This window comes from Cupriavidus sp. 22TCCZM01-5 (assembly GCF_057798915.1).
In genome coordinates this window covers 37151-62840 of record NZ_JBYOJR010000012.1, presented here as the reverse complement: position 1 = coordinate 62840, position 25690 = coordinate 37151, and the positions used below count along the sequence as shown (strand labels likewise).

General features: G+C 65.1%; 21 protein-coding genes. 4 read left to right on the top strand and 17 right to left on the bottom strand.

What is annotated here, in order from left to right; all coding sequences use genetic code 11:
- Positions 1–46: 46 nt before the first annotated feature.
- A complete protein-coding gene (gene ppsA, locus AC3FNH_RS13875) occupies positions 47–2431 on the bottom strand; it encodes a phosphoenolpyruvate synthase (protein ID WP_488720438.1) in 2385 nt (794 codons plus the stop codon).
- A 276-nt stretch (positions 2432–2707) separates the two neighbouring features.
- Here ppsA and ppsR point away from each other — a divergent pair, with 276 nt between their 5' ends.
- A complete protein-coding gene (ppsR, locus tag AC3FNH_RS13870) occupies positions 2708–3613 on the top strand; it encodes a posphoenolpyruvate synthetase regulatory kinase/phosphorylase PpsR (protein ID WP_276100361.1) in 906 nt (301 codons plus the stop codon).
- Between the two features lie 12 nt (positions 3614–3625).
- On the opposite strand, the gene AC3FNH_RS13865 is transcribed toward ppsR, so the two are convergent.
- The 16 genes from AC3FNH_RS13865 to rpsB form a co-directional block, all read right to left on the bottom strand.
- A complete protein-coding gene (locus AC3FNH_RS13865; RefSeq protein ID WP_488720437.1) occupies positions 3626–4411 on the bottom strand; it encodes a TrmH family RNA methyltransferase in 786 nt (261 codons plus the stop codon).
- Between the two features lie 29 nt (positions 4412–4440).
- On the bottom strand, positions 4441–5097 hold the full coding sequence (gene rnhB, locus AC3FNH_RS13860; protein ID WP_276100359.1) for a ribonuclease HII: 657 nt from the start codon (positions 5095–5097) through the stop codon (positions 4441–4443).
- Positions 5097–6305, bottom strand: a complete 1209-nt coding sequence (lpxB, locus tag AC3FNH_RS13855; protein ID WP_488720436.1) for a lipid-A-disaccharide synthase — start codon at positions 6303–6305, stop codon at positions 5097–5099. The genes rnhB and lpxB overlap by 1 nt, the downstream gene beginning before the upstream one ends.
- A 13-nt stretch (positions 6306–6318) precedes the next feature.
- Positions 6319–7122: an acyl-ACP--UDP-N-acetylglucosamine O-acyltransferase gene (gene lpxA, locus AC3FNH_RS13850; RefSeq protein ID WP_488720435.1), complete on the bottom strand. Its 804-nt coding sequence runs from the start codon at positions 7120–7122 to the stop codon at positions 6319–6321.
- A 110-nt stretch (positions 7123–7232) separates the two neighbouring features.
- Positions 7233–7685 carry a 3-hydroxyacyl-ACP dehydratase FabZ gene (gene fabZ, locus AC3FNH_RS13845; protein ID WP_276100356.1) on the bottom strand — a complete coding sequence of 151 codons (453 nt, stop codon included), beginning with the start codon at positions 7683–7685 and terminating at the stop codon, positions 7233–7235.
- 10 nt (positions 7686–7695) lie between these two features.
- On the bottom strand, positions 7696–8784 hold the full coding sequence (gene lpxD, locus AC3FNH_RS13840; RefSeq protein ID WP_488720434.1) for a UDP-3-O-(3-hydroxymyristoyl)glucosamine N-acyltransferase: 1089 nt from the start codon (positions 8782–8784) through the stop codon (positions 7696–7698).
- A gap of 33 nt (positions 8785–8817) precedes the next feature.
- Positions 8818–9345, bottom strand: coding sequence for an OmpH/Skp family outer membrane protein (locus tag AC3FNH_RS13835; protein ID WP_276100353.1), 528 nt, complete (start codon positions 9343–9345; stop codon positions 8818–8820).
- Positions 9346–9366: 21 nt separating this feature from the next.
- On the bottom strand, positions 9367–11721 hold the full coding sequence (gene bamA / locus AC3FNH_RS13830) for an outer membrane protein assembly factor BamA (RefSeq protein WP_276100352.1): 2355 nt from the start codon (positions 11719–11721) through the stop codon (positions 9367–9369).
- 100 nt (positions 11722–11821) lie between these two features.
- Entirely contained in the window at positions 11822–13213 is a 1392-nt protein-coding gene (gene rseP, locus AC3FNH_RS13825; RefSeq protein WP_488720433.1) for an RIP metalloprotease RseP, read from the bottom strand.
- Between the two features lie 120 nt (positions 13214–13333).
- Positions 13334–14521 carry a 1-deoxy-D-xylulose-5-phosphate reductoisomerase gene (gene ispC / locus AC3FNH_RS13820; RefSeq protein WP_488720432.1) on the bottom strand — a complete coding sequence of 396 codons (1188 nt, stop codon included), beginning with the start codon at positions 14519–14521 and terminating at the stop codon, positions 13334–13336.
- A 17-nt stretch (positions 14522–14538) separates the two neighbouring features.
- Complete coding sequence (locus AC3FNH_RS13815; protein ID WP_488720431.1) at positions 14539–15360, bottom strand: phosphatidate cytidylyltransferase; 822 nt, start codon at positions 15358–15360, stop codon at positions 14539–14541.
- Between the two features lie 39 nt (positions 15361–15399).
- The gene (gene uppS, locus AC3FNH_RS13810; protein ID WP_276100347.1) at positions 15400–16170 is read right to left on the bottom strand and encodes an undecaprenyl pyrophosphate synthase; all 771 of its coding nucleotides are present in this window, start codon (positions 16168–16170) and stop codon (positions 15400–15402) included.
- Positions 16171–16218: 48 nt separating this feature from the next.
- Positions 16219–16779, bottom strand: a complete 561-nt coding sequence (gene frr, locus AC3FNH_RS13805) for a ribosome recycling factor (RefSeq protein ID WP_276100346.1) — start codon at positions 16777–16779, stop codon at positions 16219–16221.
- Between the two features lie 115 nt (positions 16780–16894).
- Positions 16895–17605: a UMP kinase gene (gene pyrH / locus AC3FNH_RS13800; RefSeq protein WP_276100344.1), complete on the bottom strand. Its 711-nt coding sequence runs from the start codon at positions 17603–17605 to the stop codon at positions 16895–16897.
- 270 nt (positions 17606–17875) lie between these two features.
- Positions 17876–18754: a translation elongation factor Ts gene (tsf, locus tag AC3FNH_RS13795; RefSeq protein ID WP_276100342.1), complete on the bottom strand. Its 879-nt coding sequence runs from the start codon at positions 18752–18754 to the stop codon at positions 17876–17878.
- A gap of 295 nt (positions 18755–19049) precedes the next feature.
- Complete coding sequence (rpsB, locus tag AC3FNH_RS13790; RefSeq protein WP_276100341.1) at positions 19050–19793, bottom strand: 30S ribosomal protein S2; 744 nt, start codon at positions 19791–19793, stop codon at positions 19050–19052.
- A 343-nt stretch (positions 19794–20136) separates the two neighbouring features.
- Between rpsB and map the strand changes: the two genes are divergently transcribed.
- The 3 genes from map (at position 20137) to AC3FNH_RS13775 (ending at position 25650) form a co-directional block, all read left to right on the top strand.
- On the top strand, positions 20137–20955 hold the full coding sequence (gene map, locus AC3FNH_RS13785; protein WP_276100340.1) for a type I methionyl aminopeptidase: 819 nt from the start codon (positions 20137–20139) through the stop codon (positions 20953–20955).
- Between the two features lie 76 nt (positions 20956–21031).
- Positions 21032–23614, top strand: coding sequence for a [protein-PII] uridylyltransferase (locus tag AC3FNH_RS13780; protein ID WP_276100339.1), 2583 nt, complete (start codon positions 21032–21034; stop codon positions 23612–23614).
- A gap of 23 nt (positions 23615–23637) precedes the next feature.
- On the top strand, positions 23638–25650 hold the full coding sequence (locus AC3FNH_RS13775) for a pseudouridine synthase (protein WP_488720430.1): 2013 nt from the start codon (positions 23638–23640) through the stop codon (positions 25648–25650).
- The last annotated feature ends 40 nt before the right edge of the window (positions 25651–25690 follow it).

Genomic DNA, 25690 nt, shown 5'->3' with positions numbered 1-25690 from the left:
GCGCATCGCGGCGCCGGCAGTCCTCGTTATTGTGACGCCAAATACATCACGACGCCAGTTGTTGCCAGGTCTCGACCACCGAATCCGGGTTCAGCGAGATCGACTTGATGCCTTCCTTGGCCAGCCAGAGCGCGAAGTCCGGATGATCCGAAGGACCCTGGCCGCAGATGCCGACGTACTTGCCCAGGCGGTTGGCCGTGGTGATGGCGCGCGACAGCATGAAGCGCACGGCCGGATCGCGCTCGTCGAAGTCCTTGGCCAGCAGCTCCATGCCGGAGTCGCGGTCCAGGCCCAGCGTCAGCTGGGTCAGGTCGTTCGAGCCGATCGAGAAGCCGTCGAAGTACTGCAGGAACTCTTCGGCCAGAATGGCGTTCGACGGGACTTCGCACATCATGATGATGCGCAGGCCGTTCTCGCCGCGCTTCAGGCCGTGCTTGCCCAGCAGTTCGATGACCTTCTCGGCCTGGCCCAGGGTCCGCACGAACGGCACCATGATCTCGACGTTGGTCAGGCCCATCTCGTCGCGCACGCGCTTCATGGCCAGGCATTCCATCTCGAACGCTTCGGCGAAGTCGTCGGCGATGTAGCGCGAGGCGCCACGGAAGCCCAGCATCGGGTTTTCTTCATCCGGCTCGTAGCGCGAACCGCCGATCAGCTTCTTGTACTCGTTGGACTTGAAGTCCGACAGGCGCACGATCACGGGCTTCGGATAGAAGGCCGCGCCGATGGTGGCGATACCCTCGGCCAGCTTGTCGACGTAGAAGGCGCGCGGGCTGGCGTGGCCACGCGCGACGCTTTCCACGGCCTTCTTCAGGTCGGCATCGACCTGCGGATAGTCGAGGATGGCCTTCGGGTGAACGCCGATGTTGTTGTTGATGATGAACTCCAGGCGGGCCAGGCCCACGCCGCAGTTCGGGATCTGCGCGAAGTCGAATGCCAGCTGCGGGTTGCCGACGTTCATCATCAGCTTGACGTCGATCTCGGGCATTTCGCCACGCTGGACTTCGGTCACTTCGGTTTCCAGCAGGCCGTCATAGATGCGGCCTTCGTCGCCCTCGGCGCACGACACGGTCACCAGGGTGCCATCCTTCAGGATGTCGGTCGCATCGCCGCAGCCGACCACGGCCGGCACGCCCAGTTCACGCGCGATGATGGCCGCGTGGCAGGTACGGCCGCCACGGTTCGTGACAATGGCCGAGGCGCGCTTCATCACCGGCTCCCAGTTCGGGTCGGTCATGTCGGCCACCAGCACGTCGCCGGGCTGCACGCGTTCCATTTCGGACGGGTCGTTGATGACGCGCACCGGGCCGGTACCGATCTTCTGGCCAATGGCGCGACCGCTGGTCAGGACCGGAGCGGTGCCCTTGAGCTTGAAGCGCTGCTCGGCCTTGCCGGCCGACTGGCTCTTCACGGTTTCCGGGCGGGCCTGCAAGATGTAGATCTTGCCGTCCTTGCCGTCCTTGCCCCACTCGATATCCATCGGGCGGCCATAGTGCCTCTCGATGATCATGGCGTACTTGGCCAGTTCCGACACGTCGGCATCGGTGATCGAGTAGCGGTTGCGCAGTTCGGCGGGAACGTCCACGGTCTTCACGCGGCCGGCTTCGCCCGGCTTGGTGAATTCCATCTTGATCAGCTTGGAGCCGATCGAGCGGCGGATGATCGGGTACTTGCCGGCCTGCAGCGTCGGCTTGAAGACGTAGAACTCGTCCGGGTTCACGGCGCCCTGCACCACCGTTTCGCCCAGGCCATAGCTCGAGGTGATGAAGACCACGTCCGGGAAGCCCGATTCGGTGTCGATGGTGAACATCACGCCCGACGCCGCCAGGTCCGAACGGACCATGCGCTGCACGCCGGCCGACAGTGCCACCACGTCATGGGCGAAGCCCTTGTGCACGCGGTAGGAGATGGCGCGGTCGTTGTACAGCGAGGCGAACACGTGCTTGATCTTGTCGAGCACGTCGTCGATGCCGCTCACGTTCAGGTAGGACTCCTGCTGGCCGGCAAATGACGCGTCGGGCAGGTCTTCGGCGGTCGCGGACGAACGCACGGCGAACGATGCCTCGGCGCCTTCGCGCTCGGCGGCGCGCGCGTAGAACTCGCGGATTTCCTGTTCCAGGCGCGGCTGGAACGGCGCCTCGACCACCCAGCGGCGGATCTCGGCACCAGCCTCGGCCAGGGCCTTCACGTCATCGACGTTCAGGGTCTTCAGGCGCTCGGAAATGCGGGCGGTCAGGTCGTTGTGGGCGAGGAAGTCGCGGAATGCGAGCGCGGTGGTGGCAAAACCACCGGGGACACGGACGCCGGCTCCGGCCAGCTGGGAGATCATCTCGCCCAGCGACGAATTCTTGCCGCCAACCGTTTCCACATCCGACATGCGCAACTGCTCGAACGGCTGCACGTAGGCGCCGTTATTTGCCTGGTTAGTCATGAAAGCCTCAAAACAAAGTAAGAAATCTGGCGCGGGTGTCCGGTATGTTCTTGTTGTTCTGTTCCCGAACGGATCGCTTGGCTAAACAACCCCGCAGAATTCAGGGGAATTGTGTTTTGTGGCTGTCGTCTCGCAGCGCACATTGTCGACAATTCCGGCCGGGATAGCCGCAAAGGCAAACGCCTACAGAATTGCTTAGCGAAAAGATCGCCGCTATTCTACCGTGCTGCGCCGCACTTTTCTGCGGAACATTGAATCTATTTATTCTGCTCGCCCATGTCTGAGCCAGTCGCGCCGGACGGCGCCCAGCCGGCCAATGCCGGTGCAACGCCGCAGCCTCCCCAAGCCGCCACGAGCGACCGCCCCGCCACCCGCACGGTCTTTATTGTCTCGGACGGCACCGGCATTACAGCCGAAACCTTCAGCCATTCGATCCTGGCGCAATTTGAAATGCGTTTCCGCAAGGTGCGCATGCCATTCGTCGACACCGCGGAAAAGGCACATATCGCCGTTGGCAAAATCAATGAAGCGTTCCACGCGGAGGGCGTGCCGCCCATCGTCTTCACCACGCTCGTCAACCAGGAAGCGAACAAGGCACTGCGCCGCGCCAAGGCGATGATCCTGGACATGTTCCAGACCTTCATCGAGCCGCTGGAAAAGGAACTCGGACTCAAGTCGACGCATGCGATCGGCCGCTTTCACCAGAATGCGGATACCGAGGCCTACAAGAACCGCATCGAGGCCATCAATTTCTCGCTCGCGCATGATGACGGCCAGTCACACAAGAACCTCGAAGAGGCCGATGTGATCCTCGTCGGCGTGTCGCGCAGCGGCAAGACGCCAACCAGCCTCTACCTGGCCATGCAGTACGGCCTGAAAGCGGCGAACTATCCGCTGATTCCCGACGACTTCGAGCGCGGCAAGCTGCCCAGGGCCCTGTACGACTACAAGAGCAAGATCTTCGGTCTTTCCATCGACCCGCAGCGCCTGACGGAAATCCGCAATGAGCGCCGCCCGGGCAGCAAGTACGCCGCGATCGAGAACTGCCGCTATGAGGTCAATGAGGCCGAAGCCATGATGCGGCGGGAAGGCATCAAGTGGCTGTCGTCGACGCACAAGTCGATCGAGGAAATCGCCACGACCATCCTGCAGGAAATCAAGGTCGACCGCGACAACTACTGAACGGCGCTACGGCTACAGCTTCGCGCGCCGCTGCCGCACTGCCTCGAACAGGCAGATCGCGGTGGCGGCAGCCACGTTCAGCGATTCCAGGCCGCCAGGCTGCGGGATGCCGACGGTGCGTTCCACGCGCTCCATCCATGCCGCACTGACGCCTGCGCCCTCGTTGCCGACGATCCATGCGACCGGCTGGCGCAGGTCGGTATCGAACACCGCCGCATCGGCATGCGACGATGTCGCCAGCAGCGGCACTGCCAGCCGCGGCGCCAGCATGTCGATGGTGCAATGCTCGACGATATTCAGGTGGAAGTTGGCGCCCATGCCGGCGCGCAGCGTCTTGATCGACCACGCGAACGCGCAGCCGGTGCCCAGGAAGGCGTGACGGATACCAGCCGCCGCCGCGCTGCGCAGGATCGACCCGACATTGCCGGCATCCTGCAGGCCGTCAAGGATGATGCAGTCTTCCTCGATGCGCGCCGGCAGATGCCCGGCCGGCGTCTCGATCACCAGCATCAGGTCGATGCCGTTGGCCACGCCGCTGATCTGCACGAACAGCGCGTCGGCCAGCACCACGACCCGCTGGCTGTCGATCCCCGCCAGCAACGGCGCCACTTCGGCATGGTCGTAGTGGCGCTCCGAGACCACGCAGCTGACCGGCTGCCCCAGCGCCGCGACATAGGCCTGCGCGAGGTGCACGCCATCCAGCAGCGACTGCCCTGCCTTGCGGCGCTGGTGCGTCGACGTGGCGAGGGCCTTGAGATGTTTGAACAGCGCGTTGTCGCGCGAAGTGACGTGCTTCACAGGTGAGTGTCTCGTTGAGCGCGCCGCGCTCAGAAGGCCACCGGGCCGCGGGCCAATGCCTCGCGCACGGGTGCGAAAGAACGACGATGGTGCGGCGTGGCGCCGAATTGTGCGAGCGCCGCCAGGTGCTGTGGTGTCGCGTAGCCCACGTGGGCATCGAAGCCGTACTGCGGATAGGCATCATGCAGGACCAGCAGCTCACGGTCCCGCGCGACTTTCGCCAGGATAGACGCCGCCGAGATCGCCTTGACCAGCGCATCGCCCTTGACCACCGCCTCGACCGGGAACGGCACCTGCGGGCAGCGGTTGCCGTCCACCTGGACCAGGTCCGGGATAATGCCCTTCTCTGCCAGCCCCTGCACCGCGCGCTGCATCGCCAGCATGGATGCATGCAGGATGTTCAGCGTATCGATTTCCTCCACGGTGGCGAAGGCGATATGCCAGCCCAGCGCACGCTCGCAGATCTTGTCGTAGAGCTCTTCGCGCTTGTTCGCGGTAAGGACCTTCGAATCCGCGAGCCCGCGAATCATCGGCTTGCCCGGATCGAAAACCACCGCCGCAGCGTACACCGGCCCCGCCAGCGGTCCCCGGCCGGCTTCATCCACGCCGCACAGGAACTGAACGCTGGCCGCGGCCGGCGCAAGGTCAAGCCCCATCTGCGGCGACGGCGATTTGCTGCGAGCCATCAGAGCAGCCCCCTTGCGCGCACCAGGTCGATCACCACGTCGGCGGCAATCTGCGCCGTATTGCACTTGAGCGTCTCATGCATGCGCGTGAAGTGTTCGTACAGGAAGGAGATATTGCCCTGGTCATTGAGCTGCAGCAGCGTCTCGCGCGCCAGCGCTTCAGGCGTGGCGTCGTCCTGCAGCAGCTCGGGCACGACAAAGCGCCCGGACAGGATATTGGGCAAGCCCACGTAAGGCAGGTAGCCTTGTCGCTTCATGATCTGCGCGGTAAGCCAGGGCACCTTGTACGAGATCACCATGGGTTTCTTGTAGAGCGCAGCTTCCAGCGTCGCGGTACCGCTGGCCAGCAGCACCACATCAGCCGCCTCCATGGCCAGGTGCGAGTTGCCGTCGACAATCGTCAGCCGAAGCTCCGGGTACTGCTGGTGCAGGCTCTCCACGATGGCACGCAACGGGGCGCTCGCCGCCGGAAGCACGAATGCCAGGTTCGGGTCCATGCGCTGCATCCGTGCCATGGCGGCAAAGAATGTGGCACCGAGATTGCGCACCTCGGACTGCCGGCTGCCCGGCAGCACCGCTACCACACGGTGGCCGCCCGGCAGGCCCAATGCCGCGCGCGCGCCTGCGATATCGGGCACCATCGGAATCACGTCGGCCAGCGGATGGCCGACATAGGTGGCCGGGATGCCAGCCTTGGCATAGATCTCGGGCTCGAACGGAAACAGGCAGAGAATATGGTCGACCGCGCGCGCGATGGTGCGGATGCGCCCGCCCCGCCATGCCCAGATCGACGGACTGACAAAATGGACCACCGGAATCCCGGCACGGCGCAGCGGCACCTCGAGCCCGAAATTGAAGTCCGGCGCGTCCACGCCGATGAAACACATCGGCGGATTCGCCAGCAGCGAATCACGGACGGCGCGGCGCGTCGCCAGGATCTCGCGCAGCGAACCCAGAACCTCGACGTATCCATTGACCGACAGCGTCTCCATCGGCCAGTGCGAAACAAAGCCCTCCGACATCATGCGCTTGCCGCCAATGCCGGCATAGCTGACCGTATCGCCCAGCCGGGCCTTGAGTCCGCCCAGCATCAACGATGCCAGCAGGTCGCCCGATGCTTCGCCAGCCACCATGGCAATGGTGCCACGCTGACTGGCATTGGTTCCGGTACCGGCGGGCAGCGAGCCCCGAATCGCGGCGTCGACCATGTCCGGGCCAGTCTCAGCGTACGATGCCGCGCTGGGTCGCGGCAATGAAGTCGAGGAACGCCCGCAGCGGTTCGGCGGCGCTCGCGTCGGCCTGGGCCAGCAGGCCGCCGATTTCATTGCGCGCGTCGTCGAAGCTGAGATCCGACTTGTACAGCAGCTTGTAAGCCTGGCGCAGCGCTGCAATCTGCGCGGCGTCGAAGCCGCGGCGGCGCAGGCCTTCCACATTGATGCCGTGCGGCGTGGCCTTGTTGCCGCTCTTGTCGCTGGCCGCGATCACAAACGGGGGCACGTCCTGCACCAGGGCCGACGCGCCGCCCAGCATGGCATGGGCACCGATGCGCACGAACTGGTGCACGCCGCTCATGCCGCCAAGAATGGCCCAGTCGCCCACTTCCACGTGGCCGGCGATCTGTGCGTTGCTGGAGAACACCGTGTGGTTGCCCACCGTGCAGTCATGCGCGATGTGCACGTAGGCCATGATCCAGTTGTCGCTGCCGATCGTGGTCACGCCGCGGTCCTGCACCGTGCCGGTGTGGATCGTGGTGAATTCACGGATCGTGTTGCGATCGCCGATGTCGAGTCGTGTCGGCTCGTTGCGGTACTTCATGTCCTGCGGCACGCCGCCCACCGATGCGTAGGGCCCGATATTATTGCCCTCGCCGACCGTGGTATGGCCCTCCACCGTGGAGTGTGCGCCAATCTTGGTGCCGCTGCCGATCCGCACATTCGGGCCGACAATGGAAAACGGGCCAACGGTCACGTCGGCCGCAAGTTCTGCTTTCGGGTCGACCAGTGCGGTGGGATGGATTTGCGTCATACGTCCTGTCCTGTTGGTCTGGTGTCTGGGGGCCGGGAGCGGGGCCGCCCCGGCCCAGGCGTGGCGGCAGATAGCCGCCGTGCCCGCGGACCTGCCGCGGGCGGGTGGACTCAGGCGTCAGCCTGCTTGACGGTGCACATCAGCTCCGCCTCGCATGCCACCTTCTCGTCCACCGTGGCGAACGCCTTGAACTTCCAGATGCCGCGGATATAGCGTTCCACGGTCACGTTCATATGCAGCTGGTCGCCCGGGTAGACGACCTGCTTGAAGCGCGCGCCGTCGATGCCCACAAAGTAGTACAGCGCGCCTTCCTTGCGCTCCATGTCGGCGCCAAAGGTCAGCAGGCCGGCCGACTGCGCCAGCGCTTCCAGGATCATCACGCCGGGCATCACCGGCTGCTCGGGAAAATGCCCCTGGAAGAACGGCTCGTTGATAGTGACGTTCTTCAGCGTCTTGATCCGCTTCTGCGGTTCGAATTCCAGCACGCGGTCCACCAGCAGCATCGGATAGCGATGCGGCAACAGCTTGAGGATCTGGCGGATGTCGATTTCGGCGGCGATCATGATGATTCTCTTAGTCTTGTGAGGTTTGGGTCCCGGCTGACTGGCCGCGCAGGCGGCGCTCCAGTTGCATGACGCGTTCACGCAGCCTGGTCAGGCCACGCACGATCGCGGCGTTGCGTTCCCATTCGCCATGCGGCAGGAACGGGAACACGCTGGTGAAGTGGCCACCGGGCTTGGTAATGGATTTGGTGATCGAGGTCCCGCCCGACACCGTGGTGCGATCGGCAATCGTCAGGTGCCCCGAGAAATTCGCGGCACCGCCGATCACGCAGAAGCGCCCGATGCGCGTGCTGCCCGAGACCGCGGCACAGCCTGCAATCACCGTATGCGCGCCGACCCGCACGTTGTGCGCGATCTGGACCTGGTTGTCGATCTTGCAGCCGTCTTCGATCACGGTATCGGCCATCGCGCCGCGGTCGATAGCGGTATTGGCGCCGACTTCGACATCGTTGCCAAGTACTGCCCGGCCGGTTTGCGGAATCTTCACGTACTCGACGCCGGCGGGACCGATGTCCGGCGCAAAGCCGAACCCATCGGCACCGATCACGACGCCGCTGTGCAGGATCGCGCGCGCGCCGACCACGCAATGGTGGTAGATCGAGACGTTGGCGTAGATCAGCGAATCGTCGCCGATCTCCGCGTTGGCGCCGACGAAGCTGTTGGCCAGGATACGCACGCGCTCGCCAATGCGCGCCCCGGATTCGATGACCACGTTCGGCCCGATAAAGCACGAAGCCGGAACGGTAACGCCCTGGGCAATACTGGCGCGCGGGTCGATGCCCGTGCGCGCGTCGCTATTGGCCTTGTCAAAGCGCTGCGCGATCCGGGCGAAGCAAACATAGGGATTGCGTGCCACGAGCCAGTTGCGGCCATCGGCCTGCCCTTCGGCGCGGATGCGCTCCAGGTCCGGTGCCGACACGATCACCGCGCTTGCCTTGGAAGCCAGCGCCTGCAAAAGGTAGAGCGGATTGGAGAGAAACGAGAGTTCGCCGGGACCGGCCTGGTCCAGCGGAGCCAGGCCGACGATCGCGAGGTCGGGATCACCCACAACCTGCGCGCCGTTCTCGGTGGCGAGCTGCCCCAGTGTGGGTGTCTGCATGGCGGTACTTCCTAAAAAAAAACGGACAGCGGCTTACTTGCCGCCAGCGTTCAGCGCCTTCATCACGTCGTCGGTGATGTCGATGCGCGGGTTCACATACACCGCTTCCTGCACGATCAGGTCGTACTTGCGCTGCTCGGCAAGCGAGCGGATCACCCGGTTGGCGCGCTCGAGCACCTGGGCCAGTTCCTCATTGCGGCGCTGGTTCAGGTCCTCGCGGAACTCGCGTTGCTTGCGCTGGAACTCGCGGTCCAGGTCCGCGACTTCACGCTGACGACGCTGGCGGTCGGAATCGGCCAGCACGGCCGTGTCCTTGTCCAGCTTGTCGGCCATGCTCTTGATCTTCTGGGCCATGTCCTGCAGTTCGCGGTCGCGCTTGGAGAACTCTTGCTCCAGCTTGACCTGCGCAGCCTTGGCGGGCTGCGAATCGCGCAGGATGCGCTCGGAATTCACGGCGGCAATACGGGCTTCCTGGGCCGTGGCCGGTGCCGCGGCGCACAGTGCCGCAGCGGCCACGGCGGCGGCGCTCAGGGTCTTGACCAATTTAGATTTTGTATTCATGAAACAGATCCTTTTACAGAATCAGAACGCGGTGCCAATCTGGAACTGGAAGCGCTGAACCTTGTCGGTTACATCCTTCTTCAGCGGGAAGCCCATGCTGATCTTGAGCGGGCCGATCGGCGACAGCCACGACATGCCGAAACCGGTGGAGTACTTCAGCTCGCTGAACGACAGCGGCGCGCCTTCCTGGTAGACGTTACCGAAGTCAAAGAAGGTGAACAGGCGCAGCGTGCGGTCCACGCCCGAACCCGGCAGCGGGAAGATGAATTCCACGTTACCGATCATCTTGGACGCACCACCCACCGGGTTGCCGTTCTGGTCCTTCGGGCCCAGCGTGCTGGTCTGGTAGCCGCGCACCGAACCGATACCGCCGGCGTAGAAGTACTTGTACACCGGGAACGGCGTATTGCCATAGCCGTGGCCATAGGCGACTTCACCGTTAAGCGCGAGCGTAAAGGCCTTCGAAAGCGGATAGAAGTACTGCTGCTGCACGCTGGCACGGTAGTACTGCACGTCCCCGCCCGGGATCCCGACTTCCAGGTTCGCCTGGGTGTAGGGGCCCTTGGTCGGAACCAGCGCCGAGTCACGGCGGTCACGCGCCCAGCCGATCGTGAACGGGAAGTTGTTGATCGGCGAGGCCGTGCCCACGGTCTGTCCGGCCGGGAGCTTGTTGATGTCGTGAAGGAACTTCACGTACTGGCTCGGCGTATTCGGCGAGACCGAGATACGGGTCCATTCGTAGCCGATGCCGAAGAACACGGTGTCGACTTCCGAGAACGGCACGCCGAACTTGAAGCCGCCACCGGCCGTTTCGATCTTGTAGTCCTGGTCGCCGGTGTAGTACAGCGGGCGGGACGTACGGTAGTAGATATCGGTCGAGCGGCTGATGCCGTCCACCGTGAAGTACGGGTCGTACTGCGTCAGCGCGATGGTACGGAAAGACTTGGCCGTGTTCACGTCCAGACCCAGGCTGGTGCCCGAGCCGAACACGTTGTCCTGGCGCAGGCCTGCCTGCAGCACGAGCTTGTCCGTGGACGAGAAGCCCACGCCCAGGCTGATCTGGCCGGTCGGCTTTTCGGTCACATTGACGTTCACATCGACCTGGTCAGGCGCGCCCGGCACGTCTTCCGTGGTGATGTTGGTGTCGGTGAAGTAGCCCGTGCGGTTGATACGCGCCTGCGACTGCTGCAGCTTTTCGCTGTCGAACCAGGAGCTTTCCATCTGGCGCATTTCACGGCGCACCACTTCGTCGCGGGTCTTGCTGTTGCCAACCACATTGACGCGGCGCACGTACACACGGCGGCCCGGGTCGACCATCAGCGTCAGCGCGACTTCGCGCTTTTCCTGGTCGATCTGCGGCTGCGGGTTGATCGTGGTGAACGCATAACCATAGGTGCCGAGCAGGTCGGTAATGGACTTGGTGCTAGCCGTCAGCTTCTCGGACGAGAAAATATCGCCCTTCTTCAGCTGCAGCAGCTTTTCCATTTCCTCCTGCTTGCCGAGCAGTTCGCCGGCCAGGCGGATATCGGACACCTTGTACTGCTCGCCTTCCTTGATGTTCAGCGTCAGGTAGATGTCCTTCTTGTCCGGCGTGATCGACACCTGGGTCGACTCGATGGAGAATTCCAGGTAGCCGCGGTTCAGGTAGTACGAGCGCAGCGCTTCCAGGTCAGCCGTGAGCTTCTGCTTGGAGTAGAGGTCGTTCTTGGTGTACCAGGACAGCCAGTTCGGCGTGGACAGCTGCATCTCGTCGCGCAGCGTGCTTTCCTTGAATGCCTTGTTGCCGACGATATTGATCTGCTTGATCTTGGCGACCGGGCCTTCTTCCACGTTGAACACCACCGACACGCGGTTGCGGTCCACCGGCGTCACCGTGGTCTGCACGTCGGCCGCATAATAGCCACGGGCCACGTACTGGCGCTTGAGTTCCTGCTCGGCCTTGTCGATCAGGGCCTTGTCGTAGTAGCGCGCTTCGGCAACGCCCACGGCTCGCAGCGAGCGGCGCAGCGTGTCCTTGTCGAATTCCTTGATGCCGACGAATTCGAGCTGCGAAATGGCCGGGCGCTCTTCCACCTGGACGACCAGCACGCCGTCTTCGGCGCGGATCTGCACGTCCTTGAAGAAGCCGGTGTTGTACAGGGCGCGGATGGCATCGGCACCCTTGTCGTCGGTGAACGTCTCGCCGACGCGGACGGGAAGGTAGCCAAAGACCGTACCCGGTTCCACGCGTTGCAGGCCCTCAACGCGGATGTCCTTGACAACGAACGGATCGGCGGCCCAGCCCGCCGGGCTCCAGGCCGAAATAATGGCACTCGCGAGCAAGCCCAGCGAGATGCGCTTATGTCTGATCAACTTTGATCCCCTCTTTGATTCCATCCAGGATTGCGCTCCGATGCTTCGTGGGACTGCGCCTGTCAATAGCATCCCGGGGCGACGGTGTCGGCAACACGATCGCCCTGTTTGCCGATATCTGTCCCTAGCCATTGGCCAGGAACATCCGGCTGACGTCATTGAACAAAGCGAGCGAAGTCAGGAGCAAGATGCAGGCGATGCCTACCTTCTGCAGCATTGCCTGCCAGTGGTCTGGGACGGGCCTGCCAGTCAAAAATTCCACGCAATAATACAGCAAATGCCCCCCATCCAGAACCGGAATAGGTAACAAATTCAGCACGCCGAGGCTGACGCTGACCAGCGCCAGGAAGCTGACGAAGGCCTGCACCCCGAGGTGGGCGGCACGTCCCGCGTAGTCCGCGACGGTCAGCGGGCCGCTCAGATTCTGTAGCGAGGCCTGTCCGACCAGCATCTTGCCGAGCAGCTTCAGCGAAAGGACGCTGGTGCTCCAGACTTGCCCGGCAGCGCGGGCCAGGGCCTGTGCCGGCGCATAGCGCACGGTTTCCATCTGCACCGCCTGGCTGAGCGCGGCGCCAAGCTTGCCAGCCGGCGCCGTTCCCGGGGCCTCGCCCTCGCGGGGACGCGCGCTGTCGAGCGTTACCGGAATATCCAGGCGCTGGCCGCTGCGCTCGATGCCCAGCGACACGCGCTGGCCCGGCTGTGCACGCACCGCCTTGATGAGCTCCGTCGCCTGGGTGAGTGGCGCGCCCTGCCATGCCACCACCCGATCGCCCGGCTTCAGGCCGGCTCGTTCCGCGGCGGAACCGGGCAGGACTTCGGTGATCGTCACGGGGCCGCCCTTCAGCGACAGGCCCAGCACGGCAAGTGGATCCAGCTCAGGATTGCTGCCGGTACTGGGCAGCCGAGCCAGCGTCAGGTCGCGCTCGCGGCCGTCTGCACCGCGCACGCGCAGCACGGCCCGCGCATCCCCAAAGCCTTCGGCGAATACCGCCATGCGCAGCTCGTTCCAGGAACGCACGGCTTCTTCGCGCCCGTTGGCCTCCAGCGACAGCACCCGATCGCCTTCGCGCACGCCCGCTTGGGCAGCCATGGTCCCGCTTGCGGGGGCGGCAAGGATCGGCGCGGGCTCACGCATTCCGCCGGCAAATAGAGCGAAGTACAGGACGATCGCCAGTGCGAAATTGGCCAGCGGCCCCGCAGCGACAATGACAAAGCGCTTGGCCACGGGCTGCCGGTTGAAAGCGCGCGGCAGCTCGGCCGGGTCGATCGGCGCATCATGCGCGGGATCCCGCTCGCGCTCGTCCAGCATCTTGACGTAGCCGCCCAGCGGAATGGCAGCGACGGTCCATTCCGTGCGGTCTCTTCCCTTGGAAATCCAGCGCAGCAGCGGCCGGCCGAAGCCGATCGAGAACCGCAGCACCTTGACTCCGCAAGCGCGCGCGGCAAGGTAGTGGCCCATCTCGTGCACGAAGATCAGTACGCAGAGGGCGACGACAAAGGCGATTACGGTTTGCATGGCAGGGTCGTCAGGAAAGTTGGCCGGGCTGGCGTTGGCCAGGCCGCGCGGCCGGCCGCCCCTTCATGGGCGTCGACCGCCGCGGCACTGCCATTGTCGCAGATGCCACTGACCGCGCCGTCAGCGCGGGGTCCTTGTTGTCAGTTCCTGCAGACATGCGCGAGCTGCCTGTCGCGCCCTGTGGTCCGCATCCAGCACGCTTTCCAGCGAATCGGCCACGCTGTTAGGTGTACTTTCCAGCACGTTGCCAACCACCCGTGCGATGTCGGTAAACCGGATGCTGCCCTCGAGGAATGCCTCGACAGCCACCTCATTGGCGGCGTTCAGCACCGCAGGCGCCACGCCGCCCGCGCGCAGTGCGTCGAAGGCTAGCGCCAGACACGGGAAACGCGCCAGGTCGGGCTTCTCGAAAGTCAGGGCACCGGCCAGTGCCAGGTCCAACGGGGAAACGCCGGCATCGATCCGCTCGGGGTAGGCCAGGCCATAGGCGATCGGCGTGCGCATGTCCGGATTCCCCAACTGCGCGAGCACCGAACCGTCCCGGTAGGCAACCATCGAGTGCACGATGCTTTGTGGATGAATCAGCACTTCGATATGCTCGGCCGGCGCCGCGAACAGCCAGTGGGCCTCGATCACCTCTAGGCCCTTGTTCATCATGGTTGCCGAGTCCACGGAGATCTTGCGACCCATGACCCAGTTGGGATGGGCGCAGGCCTGGTCGGGGGTGATGTCATGCAGCGTCGACGGATCACGCGTACGGAACGGACCGCCCGACGCAGTCAGCACGACCTTGGCCACGCCGGCCCGATAGCGCTGATCGCTCGCCGGCAGGCACTGGAAGATGGCGTTGTGCTCGCTGTCGATCGGCAGCAGCGTGGCACCATGTTCGCGCACCGCGTCCATGAAGATGCGCCCGGACATGACGAGCGCTTCCTTGTTTGCAAGCAGCACGCGCTTGCCCGCCCGGGCCGCCGCCAGGGTCGGACGCAGACCCGCCGCGCCGACGATCGCCGCCATGACCGAGTCTGTCTGCGCGTCGCTCGCGACCGACTCCAGTGCGGCCTCGCCGTGACTGACTTCGGTCGTGACACCGGCCGCGCGCAGCAGCCCTTCCAGCTCCTTCGCGGCTTCCGGCGTTCCCACGACGGCGCGGGCGGGCCGGAACTCGATGCAACTCGCCGCCAGCTTCTGCACCTGCCGGTGCGCGGTCAGGGCATGCACGGCATACCGGTCGGCATGGCGCCGCACCACGTCAAGCGTGCTTTCACCAATCGAGCCGGTAGCGCCGAGGATGGTAATTCGATGCATATCAGAACAGAACGGCTTCAGAAATAGGTCACCATCAAGGCCGCCAGCGGAAACACCGGCACCAGGGCGTCAATGCGGTCCAGCACGCCACCATGTCCCGGCAACAGCCGGCTGCTGTCCTTCATGCCGACTTGCCGCTTGAGCAGCGATTCGAACAGGTCACCGATGATACTGGCGGCCACCAGCAGCGTGGTCAATAGCGCGACCAAAGCCAGGCCACCATGGTCGGCCATGACAGAGAACCAGGTCGGCGCAAACGCATGCGTCGCCGCCAGGCTCAGGCCGATCAGCATGGCCAGCAGCCAGCCGCCCATCGCCCCCTCCCAGGACTTGCCCGGGCTGATAGACGGAGCGAGCTTGCGCCGCCCGATGGCCTTGCCAACGAAATAGGCGCCGATGTCGGCCGCCCACACCAGCACGGCCGCCGTCAGCAATACGCCAATACCGGCACCACGCAGGATCATGGTCGCGTGTCCGAATGCCGGCAGCATGATGAGGCCGAGAATAGCGCCCAGTACCGTGAACCCCGCCGTTGCCCTGCGCACGCCGCGCGCGAGCAGTACCAGCGCAACACCCCAGCAGGCCACGGCTGCCTGCAGCAGCCAGTCCAGGCCATGACGGGCCGGCAGGTCATGCCAGGCGATCAGGGCCACCAGGCAGGCCACAGCATAGACGTACGGCCAGGGGCCGCGCAGGCCGATCAGCCGCCCGAACTCCCAGCCGCCGAGCAGCACGATCACCGCGACGAGGCCGGCCAGCCCCGAAGGCGGCGCCAGGAACAGGATCGGCAGAATCAGCAGCAACAGGCACAGGGCGGTGATGACGCGGGTGAGAAGCATGCGCTGCTAGTCCCGTGGAAAGATGGATTGGCCTGCCGCTCAGGCAGTGCCGGACAGCCCCGGCGCAACCAGCTGGGCGCTGGTACGGCCGAAGCGGCGTTCACGCTGGCGGTACGAGGCAAAGGCCTTGTCCAGCTCGGCGGCGTCGAAGTCCGGCCAGTAGACGTCGGTGAAATAGAGCTCGGAATAGGCCAGTTGCCACAACAGGAAATTGCTGATGCGCTGTTCGCCTCCGGTACGGATGAACAGGTCCGGCTCCGGCGCATAGGACATGACCAGGTGTGGCGCCAGCACCGACTCGTCGATCGAATCGGGGTCGAGCATCGGCGCGCGGGCCAGCATCTTGCGCATGGCCTGCAGCAGGTCCCACCGGCCGCCGTAGTTGGCGGCGATGGTTACGGTCATGCCGCTATTGCCCGCCGTGCGCGCTTCGGCATCCTTGATCAGCTGCTGGATGCGCGGGCTGAAGCGGCTCAGGTCCCCTACCACGCGCACGCGGATATTGTTTGCGTGCATCTTGACCACTTCGCGGCGCAGAGCGGTCATGAACAGGCGCATCAGGAACGAAACCTCGTCCGCGGGACGGCGCCAGTTCTCGGAGCTGAACGCAAACAGTGTCAGGAATTGCACGCCGCGGGCGGCGCTGGCTTCCACGACGGCGCGCACGGCGTCCAGCCCGCGGCTGTGACCGGCCACGCGCGGCAGATGGCGCTGCGTCGCCCAGCGGCCGTTACCATCCATGATGATGGCAACGTGGCGGGGCACATAGGTGGTGTCAGGGACGGCGAGCGTAGAACTGATGTGCTGCATAGCGGCAAACGATACTGGAGACCCGGGCGGCAAGGCGCCAGGCGGTCCTCAGACCGTCATGATCTCCTTTTCCTTTTCGGCGACCATCTTGTCGATTTCGGCCACGAACTTGTCGGTCAGCTTCTGCACGTCGTCCTGGCCGCGGCGCTCGTCGTCTTCGGAGATGGCCTTGTCCTTGACCAGCTTCTTGAACTGCTCGTTGGCGTCGCGGCGCAGGTTGCGCACCGCCACCTTGGCGCCTTCGGCCTCGCTCTTGACCACCTTTGTCAGCTCCTTGCGGCGCTCTTCGGTCAGCGGCGGCATCGGCACGCGGATAACTTCGCCCATGGTGGCCGGGTTCAGGCCCAGGTCGCAGTCGCGGATGGCCTTCTCGACCGCGCCAACCATCTTCTTTTCCCAAGGCTGGACGGTAATGGTGCGGGCATCTCCCAGGCCGATGTTCGCCACCTGGCTGATCGGTACCATCGAACCGTAGTAATCCACCTGTACGTGGTCGAGCAGGCCGGTGTGGGCACGGCCGGTGCGGACTTTGGCCAGATCGGCCTTGAAGGCCTCGATCGACTTCTGCATCTTCTGCTCGACGCTCTTCTTGGTTTCGGCGACGCTCATCATTACCTCCGGAAATCAGCTACCAGGATCCCGGCAATCCGGGATCGAAAATGAACCATTCTACCCTTTGCCGGGCCGCGCACCAGATTTGGCGCCCGGCACCCGCATCGAGACATCAGACGTGGACCAGCGTACCCTCGTCCTCGCCCAGGACCACGCGCTTGAGCGCGCCCGGCTTGACGATCGAGAAGACCTTGATCGGCAGCTTCTGGTCGCGGCACAGCGCGAAAGCCGTGGCGTCCATGACCTGCAGGTTGCGCGAGATGGCCTCGTCGAACGAAATCGTGCTGTAGCGCGTGGCACTCGGGTCCTTCTTCGGGTCGGCCGTGTACACGCCATCCACCTTGGTCGCCTTGAGCACGATCTCGGCGCCGATCTCCGCGCCGCGCAGCGCCGCGGCCGTGTCGGTGGTGAAAAACGGGTTGCCGGTGCCGGCGGCGAAGATCACCACCTTGCCCTCTTCGAGCTGGCGGATGGCGCGCGGGCGGATATAGGGCTCGACCACCTGGTCCATGCGCAGCGCGGACTGGACGCGGCCTTCGATATTGGCGTGGCGCATGGCGTCCTGCAGGGCCAGCGCATTCATCATGGTGGCCAGCATGCCCATGTAGTCGGCCGTGGCGCGATCCATGCCGGCGGCACCGCCCGCGACGCCGCGGAAGATATTGCCGCCGCCGATCACGACCGCCACCTGGACGCCGAGCTTCACGATCTCGGCAATGTCATTGACCATCCCTTCGATGGTGGCGCGGTTGATGCCGAAGGCATCATCGCCCATGAGGGCTTCACCGGAGAGTTTCAGTAGGACGCGCTTGTAGGCTGGCATATTCACCCTCGGACAGGAGCAAGTCGCTCGATTTGAGACGTATTGTTTTGTTACACCCGCGCGGCCAGGCCGCACGGGTGCCGGAGAACCGGTTTTCGGGGTCACCCGCGACAGACGGATGACGCCGGAAACTGGCTGTCGCAGCGCACACGGCCGGGGCCGGATGCTGCTGCTTCGATCCTACTTACACAGAGGGGCACCTCGCGGCGCCCCTTCGGCATTATAGGCGGCGTGCCAACCCGGAAGGGAGGCACCGGCCCGCCCCGGACATCAGCCCTTCTGTGCAGCGGCCACCTGGGCAGCCACTTCGGCAGCGAAGTCGTCTTGCTTCTTCTCGATGCCTTCGCCCACCACGTACAGGGTGAAGCCCTTCACGGTCGTGTTGGCAGCCTTGAGCATCTGCTCGACGGTCTGCTTGTCGTTCTTCACGAACGGCTGGTTGAACAGCGACACTTCCTTCAGGTACTTCTGGACCGAACCTTCCACCATCTTGGCGGCGATTTCGGCCGGCTTGCCCGACTCGGCAGCCTTCTGCTCGGCGATGCTGCGCTCCTTGGCGATCAGGTCCGCGGGAACCTGGTCAGCCGACAGCGACACCGGCTTCATGGCGGCCACGTGCATGGCGACGTCCTTGGCGGCGGCTTCGTCGCCGTCGAACTCGACCATCACGCCGATGCGGGTGCCGTGCAGGTACGAAACCAGCTTGCCGCCATTGGCGTAGCGGACAAAGCGGCGGATCGTCAGGTTCTCGCCGATCTTGCCGATCAGGGCGGTACGGGTGGCCTCGACGCTCACGCCGTCGATTTCCAGCGCCGACAGCGCAGCCACGTCGGCCGGGTTCTGCTTGGCGATCAGCTCGGCGACCTTGGCCGAGAACGCCAGGAAGTCGTCGTTCTTGGAGACGAAATCGGTCTCGCAGTTCAATTCGACCAGGACACCGGTGGTGCCGTCGATGAACGAGGCCACCACGCCTTCAGCGGTCACGCGCGACGCGGCCTTGCTGGCCTTGTTGCCCAGCTTGACGCGCAGCAGCTCTTCGGCCTTGTTCAGGTCGCCTTCGGCCTCGGTCAGGGCCTTCTTGCATTCCATCATCGGCGCGTCGGTCTTCGCGCGCAGTTCAGCCACCATGCTTGCGGTAATTGCCGCCATTTGTCACTCCTTGAATGGTTCGCGCCGGGTGCCCCAGTTTCCTGTCTGGCAACCGGCCGGGGGGTGTACAGCCTCACCCGCGGCAGATCTTGCCTGCGGCGGATGACAACAATCCAGATACTGCAAATTCAAAAAAAGGGGGCGCCGGATGTGCCCCCTTTTTCTTTTCGCCTTGCCGAGGCCGGTCTTGACCGGCTCCGCGCAACGCCCCGCACCTTTTGTCAGGTCCGGTGGCCGATGCCTTGTGGTCGTTCCGTGGCGATGCGCGTGATCGGGGTCCTCTCGGCAGCCGAAATCAGCCTTCCTGCACTTCGACGAAGTCGTCACCGCCGCGAGCGGCTTCAACGACTTCCTGAACGGCGTTGGCACGGCCTTCCAGGATCGCGTCGGCCACGCCGCGCACGTACAGGGCCACAGCCTTGGACGAGTCGTCGTTGCCCGGGATCACGTAGTCGATGCCTTCCGGCGAGTGGTTGGTATCGACCACGCCGATCACGGGAATGCCCAGCTTCTTGGCTTCGGTCACGGCAATCTTGTGGTAGCCGACGTCCACCACGAAGATGGCGTCAGGCACGCCGCCCATTTCCTTGATGCCGCCGATCGACTTTTCCAGCTTGATCATTTCGCGCTCGAACATCAGCGCTTCCTTCTTGCTCATGGTTTCCAGCGCGCCGGCTTCCTTGGCAGCTTCCATGTCCTTCAGGCGCTTGATCGAGGTCTTGACCGTCTTGAAGTTGGTCAGCATGCCGCCGAGCCAGCGGGCATCGACGTAGGGCATGCCGGCGCGGCCAGCTTCTTCAGCCAGGATTTCACGCGACTGGCGCTTGGTGCCCACGAACATGATGGTGCCGCGATTGGCGGCCAGTTGACGCACGTACTTCAGTGCGTCCTGGAACATCGGCAACGTCTTTTCGAGGTTGATGATGTGAATCTTGTTGCGATGACCGAAGATGAAGGGGGCCATCTTCGGGTTCCAGAAGCGGGTCTGGTGGCCGAAGTGGCAACCGGCTTCCAGCATTTCGCGCATGGTAACGGACATGTAATTCTCCAATAGGGTTAGGCCTGAAGTCCGCCCCGACATTCCTGAAGAGGAACACCCCGGATGGGCGGACCAGCGATTTCACGACTTCAAAACGACTGACAGCAGCAAATGCTGCACTGCAAACAAGTCAGCCCGCTATTCTAGCAATAAATGCCCGTATCACTCAAGCGGACCGCAACACTGCCGCTACAGGGACGGAGGCAGCGGGAAATGCCTTTCATCTGACCCCGTTTGCAGGCCAAGCGCTGCGATCCAGCCCCGATGGTGCGATAATCCCACATTCCCTATCCGATTCTGGCGCGGCCCGTGGCCTCGCCGTCACTTTTTCTGGCGAAGCAGCATGAGCATCCACCTGAACACCGCCGAAGACATCGCCCAAATGCGCGTGGCTTGCCGCCTTGCCTCCGAAGTCCTCGACTACATCACCCCGTTCGTCAAGCCCGGTGTGACGACCGGCGAACTCGATCGCCTGTGCCATGCCTACATGCGTGACGTACAAGGCACTGTGCCGGCGCCGCTGAATTATGCGCCGCCGGGCTATCCGCCCTTCCCCGGCGCCATCTGCACCTCGGTCAACGACGTGATCTGCCACGGCATTCCCGGCGACCGCGTGCTCAAGAGCGGCGACGCCATCAACCTGGATATCACGGTCATCACCAAGGAAGGCTACTACGGCGACACCAGCCGCATGTTCCTGGTCGGCGAAGCGTCGATCCTGGCCAAGCGGCTGGCGCAGGTGACATACGAGTGCATGTGGAAGGGCATCGCGCAAGTGCGCAACGGCGCCCGCCTGGGTGATATCGGCCACGCCATCCAGGTCCATGCGGAAGCCGCGGGCTACAGCGTGGTGCGCGAGTACTGCGGCCACGGCATCGGCAAGAACTTCCATGAAGATCCGCAGATCCTGCACTACGGCCGCGCGGGCACCGGCGCCGAGATCAAGGCCGGCATGATCTTCACGGTCGAGCCGATGATCAACGCCGGCAAGCGCGATATCCGCACCATGCCCGACCAGTGGACGGTCAAGACGCGCGACCGCAGCCTGTCGGCGCAGTGGGAACATACCGTGCTGGTAACCGAAACCGGCTACGAGGTGCTGACAGTGTCCGCTGCCACGCCAGCGCCGCCCGCGTTCATCACGGAGTCGGTCGCGGCCTGAGCCGCAATTTAGTTGGGGGCGCCTGACAGGCGCCTTTCTTTTTCCAGCCGTGCCCACGAACCATTCTGCCCTGCCTATGGACACCACGCCGGAGCTCCTGCTCGCCGCACGCGTTCGCGACCAGTTGAAGGCCGACAAGCAGGCCCTGTTTGCCGATTTCAGCCTGACGGCCCAGGTCGGCACGCTCATCACGCGCCTGCGCCGCGCCGTGGACGCCGCGCTCGTCGAAGCCTGGCGCGGGCTGGGCATGCCCGCCGACGCTGCGCTGGTCGCCGTCGGCGGCTACGGCCGCGGAGAGCTGTTCCCGTATTCCGACGTGGACGTGCTGCTGCTGCTGGCGTCCGAGCCCGATGCCGGCACTGCGAGCCGGCTCGAACGGTTCATCGGCATGTGCTGGGACCTGGGGCTGGAGATCGGGTCCTCGGTCCGCACCGTGGATGACTGCATCCGCGAAGCCCGCGCGGACATCACCATCCAGACCTCGCTGCTCGAGGCGCGCCTGCTGACCGGCGAGCGCAAGCTGTTCGATGCGCTGCGCACACGGCACCAGGCCGACGTGGACCCGGCCGCCTTCTTCCAGGCCAAGCTGCTGGAGATGCGCCAGCGCCATGCCAAGTACCAGGACACGCCCTACTCGCTCGAGCCGAACTGCAAGGAAAGCCCGGGCGGACTGCGCGACCTGCAGGTGATCCTGTGGATGACCAGGGCCGCCGGCCTCGGCGACAGCTGGAAGGAACTGTTCGAGAAGGGCTTGCTAACGCAGCGCGAGGCCCAGGAACTCGCCCGCAACGAACGCCTGCTGAAGACCATTCGGGCGCGCCTGCATATCATCGCCGGGCGCCGCCAGGACGTGCTGGTATTCGACCTGCAGACCGCGCTGGCCGAATCGTTCGGCTACCGCCAGAACGACAACAAGCGCGCCAGCGAGCAGCTCATGCGCCGCTACTACTGGGCCGCCAAGGCGGTGACCCAGCTCAACAGCGTGCTGCTGCTCAATATCGAGGCGCTGCTGTTCCCGTGCGAATCACAGGTGACCCGCGTCATCAATGAGCGCTTCGTCGAGCGCCAGGGCATGCTGGAAATCACCAGCGACGGCCTCTACGAAAGCGATCCGCACGCGATCCTCGAAACCTTCCTGCTGTACGAACGCACGCCGGGCATCAAAGGATTGGCCCCGCGCACGCTGCGCGGCCTCTACAACGCGCGCACCGTGATGGATGCGCGCTGGCGCAACGACCCGGAAAACCGCCGCCTGTTCCTGGCCATCCTGCAGGAGCCGCAAGGCATCACCCACGCGCTGCGCCTGATGAACCAGACCAGCGTGCTGGGCCGCTACCTGATCAATTTCCGGCGCATCGTCGGCCAGATGCAGCACGACCTGTTCCACGTCTACACCGTGGACCAGCACATCCTGATGGTGGTGCGCAATATGCGCCGCTTCGCGATCGTCGAGCACACGCACGAATTCCCGTTCTGCAGCCAGCTCATGGCGAGCTTCGACAAGCCATGGGTGCTTTCGGTCGCAGCGCTGTTCCACGATATCGCCAAGGGCCGCGGCGGCGATCACTCCAAGCTTGGCACCGTCGATGCACGCCGCTTCTGCAAGCAGCACGGGATTGCGCGCGAGGACGCCGACCTGATCTGCTGGCTCGTGGAGCACCACCTGACCATGAGCCAGGTGGCACAGAAGCAGGACTTGACCGACCCCGAAGTCGTCCACGCCTTCGCGCGCGTGGTTGGCGACGAACGCCACCTGACGGCGCTGTACCTGCTGACCGTGGCCGATATCCGCGGCACCAGCCCCAAGGTGTGGAATGCGTGGAAGGGCAAGCTGATCGAAGACCTGTACCGCATCACGCTGCGCGTGCTGGGCGGCGCGAAGGTCGACCGGCATTCCGTCTGGGCGCAGCGCCAGGAAGAAACCATCGCGCAACTGCGCCTGAAGGCCTTCGATCCCGAACTGGGCAAGCCCCTGTGGGCGCAGCTCGACGTGGCCTTCTTCCTGCGCCACGATTCGCGCGACATCGCCTGGCTGACCCGCCACCTGTTCAACAAGGTGGACAGCCCGGTGCCCGTGGTGAAGGCGCGGATCTCCCCTGCCGGCGAGGGCCTGCAGGTGGCGGTCTATGTCAAGGACCAGCCCGACCTCTTCGCCCGCATCTGCGGCTATTTCGAGCGCAAGGCGTTCTCGATCCAGGACGCCAAGATCCACACCACCCGCCACGGCTACGCGCTGGACACGTTCCAGGTGACCGACCCCGGCATGGTCGGCGACGGCGGCAACTATCGCGACATCCTCGCGCTGGTGGAACATGAACTGGGCGACCGCCTGCAGCAGCAGGCCGCGCTGCCGGAGCCCAGCCAGGGCCGGCTGTCGCGCCAGTCGCGCAGCTTCCCGATCAAGCCGCGCGTGGACCTGCGGCCCGACGAACGCGGCCAGTATTACCTGCTGTCGCTGTCGGCCAACGACCGCACCGGCCTGCTCTACGCGATCACGCGCGTACTGGCGAAACATCGCGTGTCCGTGCATACGGCGCGCATCAATACCCTTGGCGAACGCGTCGAAGACGTGTTCCTCGTCGACGGCAGCCGTCTTGCCGCCGACAACCGATTGCAGATTCAGCTTGAACAGGACTTGCTCGCCGCGCTGGAAATCTGACCCGGCCGCGCAGCATTGAAGATATGACCGACAGTAATTCCCCGAAGCGCAGGACGCTCGGCATCAAGCCGCCCGACGGCACCGCCACCCGCAAGCCGGCCGGCAACCGGCCCGTACGCGTTTCGGACCTGAACCGCAAGCGCGTGCAGGCCGTGGCCGAAGGCATCCGGCGCGCGCAAGGCGGCGCTGGCAACAAGTCCGCCAAGGGCCCGATGCCGCCCGCCGACGCCGCCACCGGCCGCGCACCGCGCCAGGGCCGCCCGGCCGACGGCGAGCGGCAGGCGCGTCCGCGCCGCTTTGGCGACGACGATCGCCCACCACGCCGGTTTGGCGACGATGAGCGTCAGGCCCGTCCACGCCGCTTTGCCGATGACGACGCGCGGACCCGGCGTTTCTCCGATGACAATCGTCCGCCGCGCCCGCGACGCACCGAGGGTGGCGAAGCGCCGCGCCGGTTCCGCGACGACGAGCCGCGCCCACGCCGCTTCGGTGATGACGACAACCGCCCGCGCCGCTTCAGCGACGACAACCGCCCACCGCGCCGCAACGACGGCGGTGAATCGCCGCGCCGCTTCGGCAATGACGACGCACGCCCCCGCCGTTTCAGCGACGACAACCGTCCGCCCCGCCGCAATGAGGGCGGTGAGGCGCCGCGCCGCTTCGGCAATGACGACGCACGCCCCCGCCGCTTCAGCGACGACAACCGTCCGCCGCGCCGCAATGAGGGCGGTGAAGCGCCCCGCCGCTTCAGCAATGACGATGCACGCCCGCGCCGCTTCAGCGACGACAACCGTCCGCCGCGCCGCAATGAGGGCGGTGAAGCGCCCCGCCGCTTCAGCAATGACGATGCACGCCCGCGCCGCTTCAGCGACGACAACCGTCCGCCGCGCCGCAATGAGGGCGGTGAAGCGCCCCGCCGCTTCAGCAATGACGATGCACGCCCGCGCCGCTTCAGCGACGACAACCGTCCGCCGCGCCGCAATGAGGGCGGTGAAGCGCCGCGCCGCTTCGGCAATGACGACGCACGCCCCCGCCGTTTCAGCGACGACAACCGTCCGCCGCGCCCGCGCCGCTATGGCGATGACGACAACCGTCCGCGCCGCTTTGGCGACGACGACCGCCAGCGCCGCGCGCCGGACTCCGGCGGCCGGCGCGGCGATGCGCCGGCGCGCCGCTTCAGCGACGCCGCTGACCGCACGCGCCCGCCTCGCGCCGACAAGCAGCCGTCCCACACCGGCGGCGATGCCCATGAATCCGGCCACGATGACGGCCTCGTCCGCCTGTCCAAGCGCATGTCCGAGCTGGGCCTGTGCTCGCGCCGCGAAGCGGACGAATGGATTCCGCGCGGCTGGGTGCTGGTCGACGGCAAGCCCGTGACCGAGCTTGGCTCGCGCGTGCGGCCCGACGCCAGCATCGAGATCCTCCAGGCGGCCCGCTCCGAGCAAGGCGAGCGCGTCACGGTCCTGATGAACAAGCCGGTGGGCTATGTCTCCGGCCAGGCCGAAGACGGCTACGAGCCGGCCGCCGTGCTCTTCACTGCCGAGAACCAGTGGTCGGAAGACCCCACGCGCAAGCGCTTTGCGCCGTGGCAGCGCAAGAGCCTGGCCCCTGCCGGCCGCCTGGATATCGACTCGACCGGCCTGCTGGTCCTGACCCAGGATGGCCGCGTGGCCCGCGCGCTGATCGGCGAGGATTCGACCATCGAGAAGGAATACCTGGTGCGGGTGCAATGGCACTCGCCCGAGGGCGTGGTCGAGCGCAATGTCAGCGCGGTCTTCCCGGAAGAGAAGCTCGAGCTGCTGCGCCACGGCCTGTCGCTCGACGGCGTGACCCTCAAGCCGGCCAAGGTCAGCTGGCAGAACGAGGAGCAGCTGCGCTTCGTGCTGCGAGAAGGCCGCAAGCGCCAGATTCGCCGCATGTGCGAACAGGTGGGCCTGGAGGTGGTCGGGCTCAAGCGCGTGCGCATGGGCCGCGTCGTGCTGGGCGACCTGCCGCCGGGACAGTGGCGCTTCCTGGGGCCGTTCGAGAAGTTCTGAGGCATTGCATCACTGCCGGCGAGCCGACCTCGCCGGCAGG

Excerpts from the sequence above, each read along its gene's own strand:
- ppsA (WP_488720438.1), bottom strand. The coding sequence starts at position 2,431 with ATGACTAACCAGGCAAATAACGGCGCCTACGTGCAGCCGTTCGAGCAG.
- ppsR (WP_276100361.1), top strand. The coding sequence starts at position 2,708 with ATGTCTGAGCCAGTCGCGCCGGACGGCGCCCAGCCGGCCAATGCCGGT.
- rnhB (WP_276100359.1), bottom strand. The coding sequence starts at position 5,097 with ATGGCTCGCAGCAAATCGCCGTCGCCGCAGATGGGGCTTGACCTTGCG.
- lpxB (WP_488720436.1), bottom strand. The coding sequence starts at position 6,305 with ATGGTCGACGCCGCGATTCGGGGCTCGCTGCCCGCCGGTACCGGAACC.
- lpxA (WP_488720435.1), bottom strand. The coding sequence starts at position 7,122 with ATGACGCAAATCCATCCCACCGCACTGGTCGACCCGAAAGCAGAACTT.
- fabZ (WP_276100356.1), bottom strand. The coding sequence starts at position 7,685 with ATGATCGCCGCCGAAATCGACATCCGCCAGATCCTCAAGCTGTTGCCG.
- lpxD (WP_488720434.1), bottom strand. The coding sequence starts at position 8,784 with ATGCAGACACCCACACTGGGGCAGCTCGCCACCGAGAACGGCGCGCAG.
- AC3FNH_RS13835 (WP_276100353.1), bottom strand. The coding sequence starts at position 9,345 with ATGAATACAAAATCTAAATTGGTCAAGACCCTGAGCGCCGCCGCCGTG.
- bamA (WP_276100352.1), bottom strand. The coding sequence starts at position 11,721 with ATGGAATCAAAGAGGGGATCAAAGTTGATCAGACATAAGCGCATCTCG.
- rseP (WP_488720433.1), bottom strand. The coding sequence starts at position 13,213 with ATGCAAACCGTAATCGCCTTTGTCGTCGCCCTCTGCGTACTGATCTTC.
- ispC (WP_488720432.1), bottom strand. The coding sequence starts at position 14,521 with ATGCATCGAATTACCATCCTCGGCGCTACCGGCTCGATTGGTGAAAGC.
- AC3FNH_RS13815 (WP_488720431.1), bottom strand. The coding sequence starts at position 15,360 with ATGCTTCTCACCCGCGTCATCACCGCCCTGTGCCTGTTGCTGCTGATT.
- uppS (WP_276100347.1), bottom strand. The coding sequence starts at position 16,170 with ATGCAGCACATCAGTTCTACGCTCGCCGTCCCTGACACCACCTATGTG.
- frr (WP_276100346.1), bottom strand. The coding sequence starts at position 16,779 with ATGAGCGTCGCCGAAACCAAGAAGAGCGTCGAGCAGAAGATGCAGAAG.
- pyrH (WP_276100344.1), bottom strand. The coding sequence starts at position 17,605 with ATGCCAGCCTACAAGCGCGTCCTACTGAAACTCTCCGGTGAAGCCCTC.
- tsf (WP_276100342.1), bottom strand. The coding sequence starts at position 18,754 with ATGGCGGCAATTACCGCAAGCATGGTGGCTGAACTGCGCGCGAAGACC.
- rpsB (WP_276100341.1), bottom strand. The coding sequence starts at position 19,793 with ATGTCCGTTACCATGCGCGAAATGCTGGAAGCCGGTTGCCACTTCGGC.
- map (WP_276100340.1), top strand. The coding sequence starts at position 20,137 with ATGAGCATCCACCTGAACACCGCCGAAGACATCGCCCAAATGCGCGTG.
- AC3FNH_RS13780 (WP_276100339.1), top strand. The coding sequence starts at position 21,032 with ATGGACACCACGCCGGAGCTCCTGCTCGCCGCACGCGTTCGCGACCAG.
- AC3FNH_RS13775 (WP_488720430.1), top strand. The coding sequence starts at position 23,638 with ATGACCGACAGTAATTCCCCGAAGCGCAGGACGCTCGGCATCAAGCCG.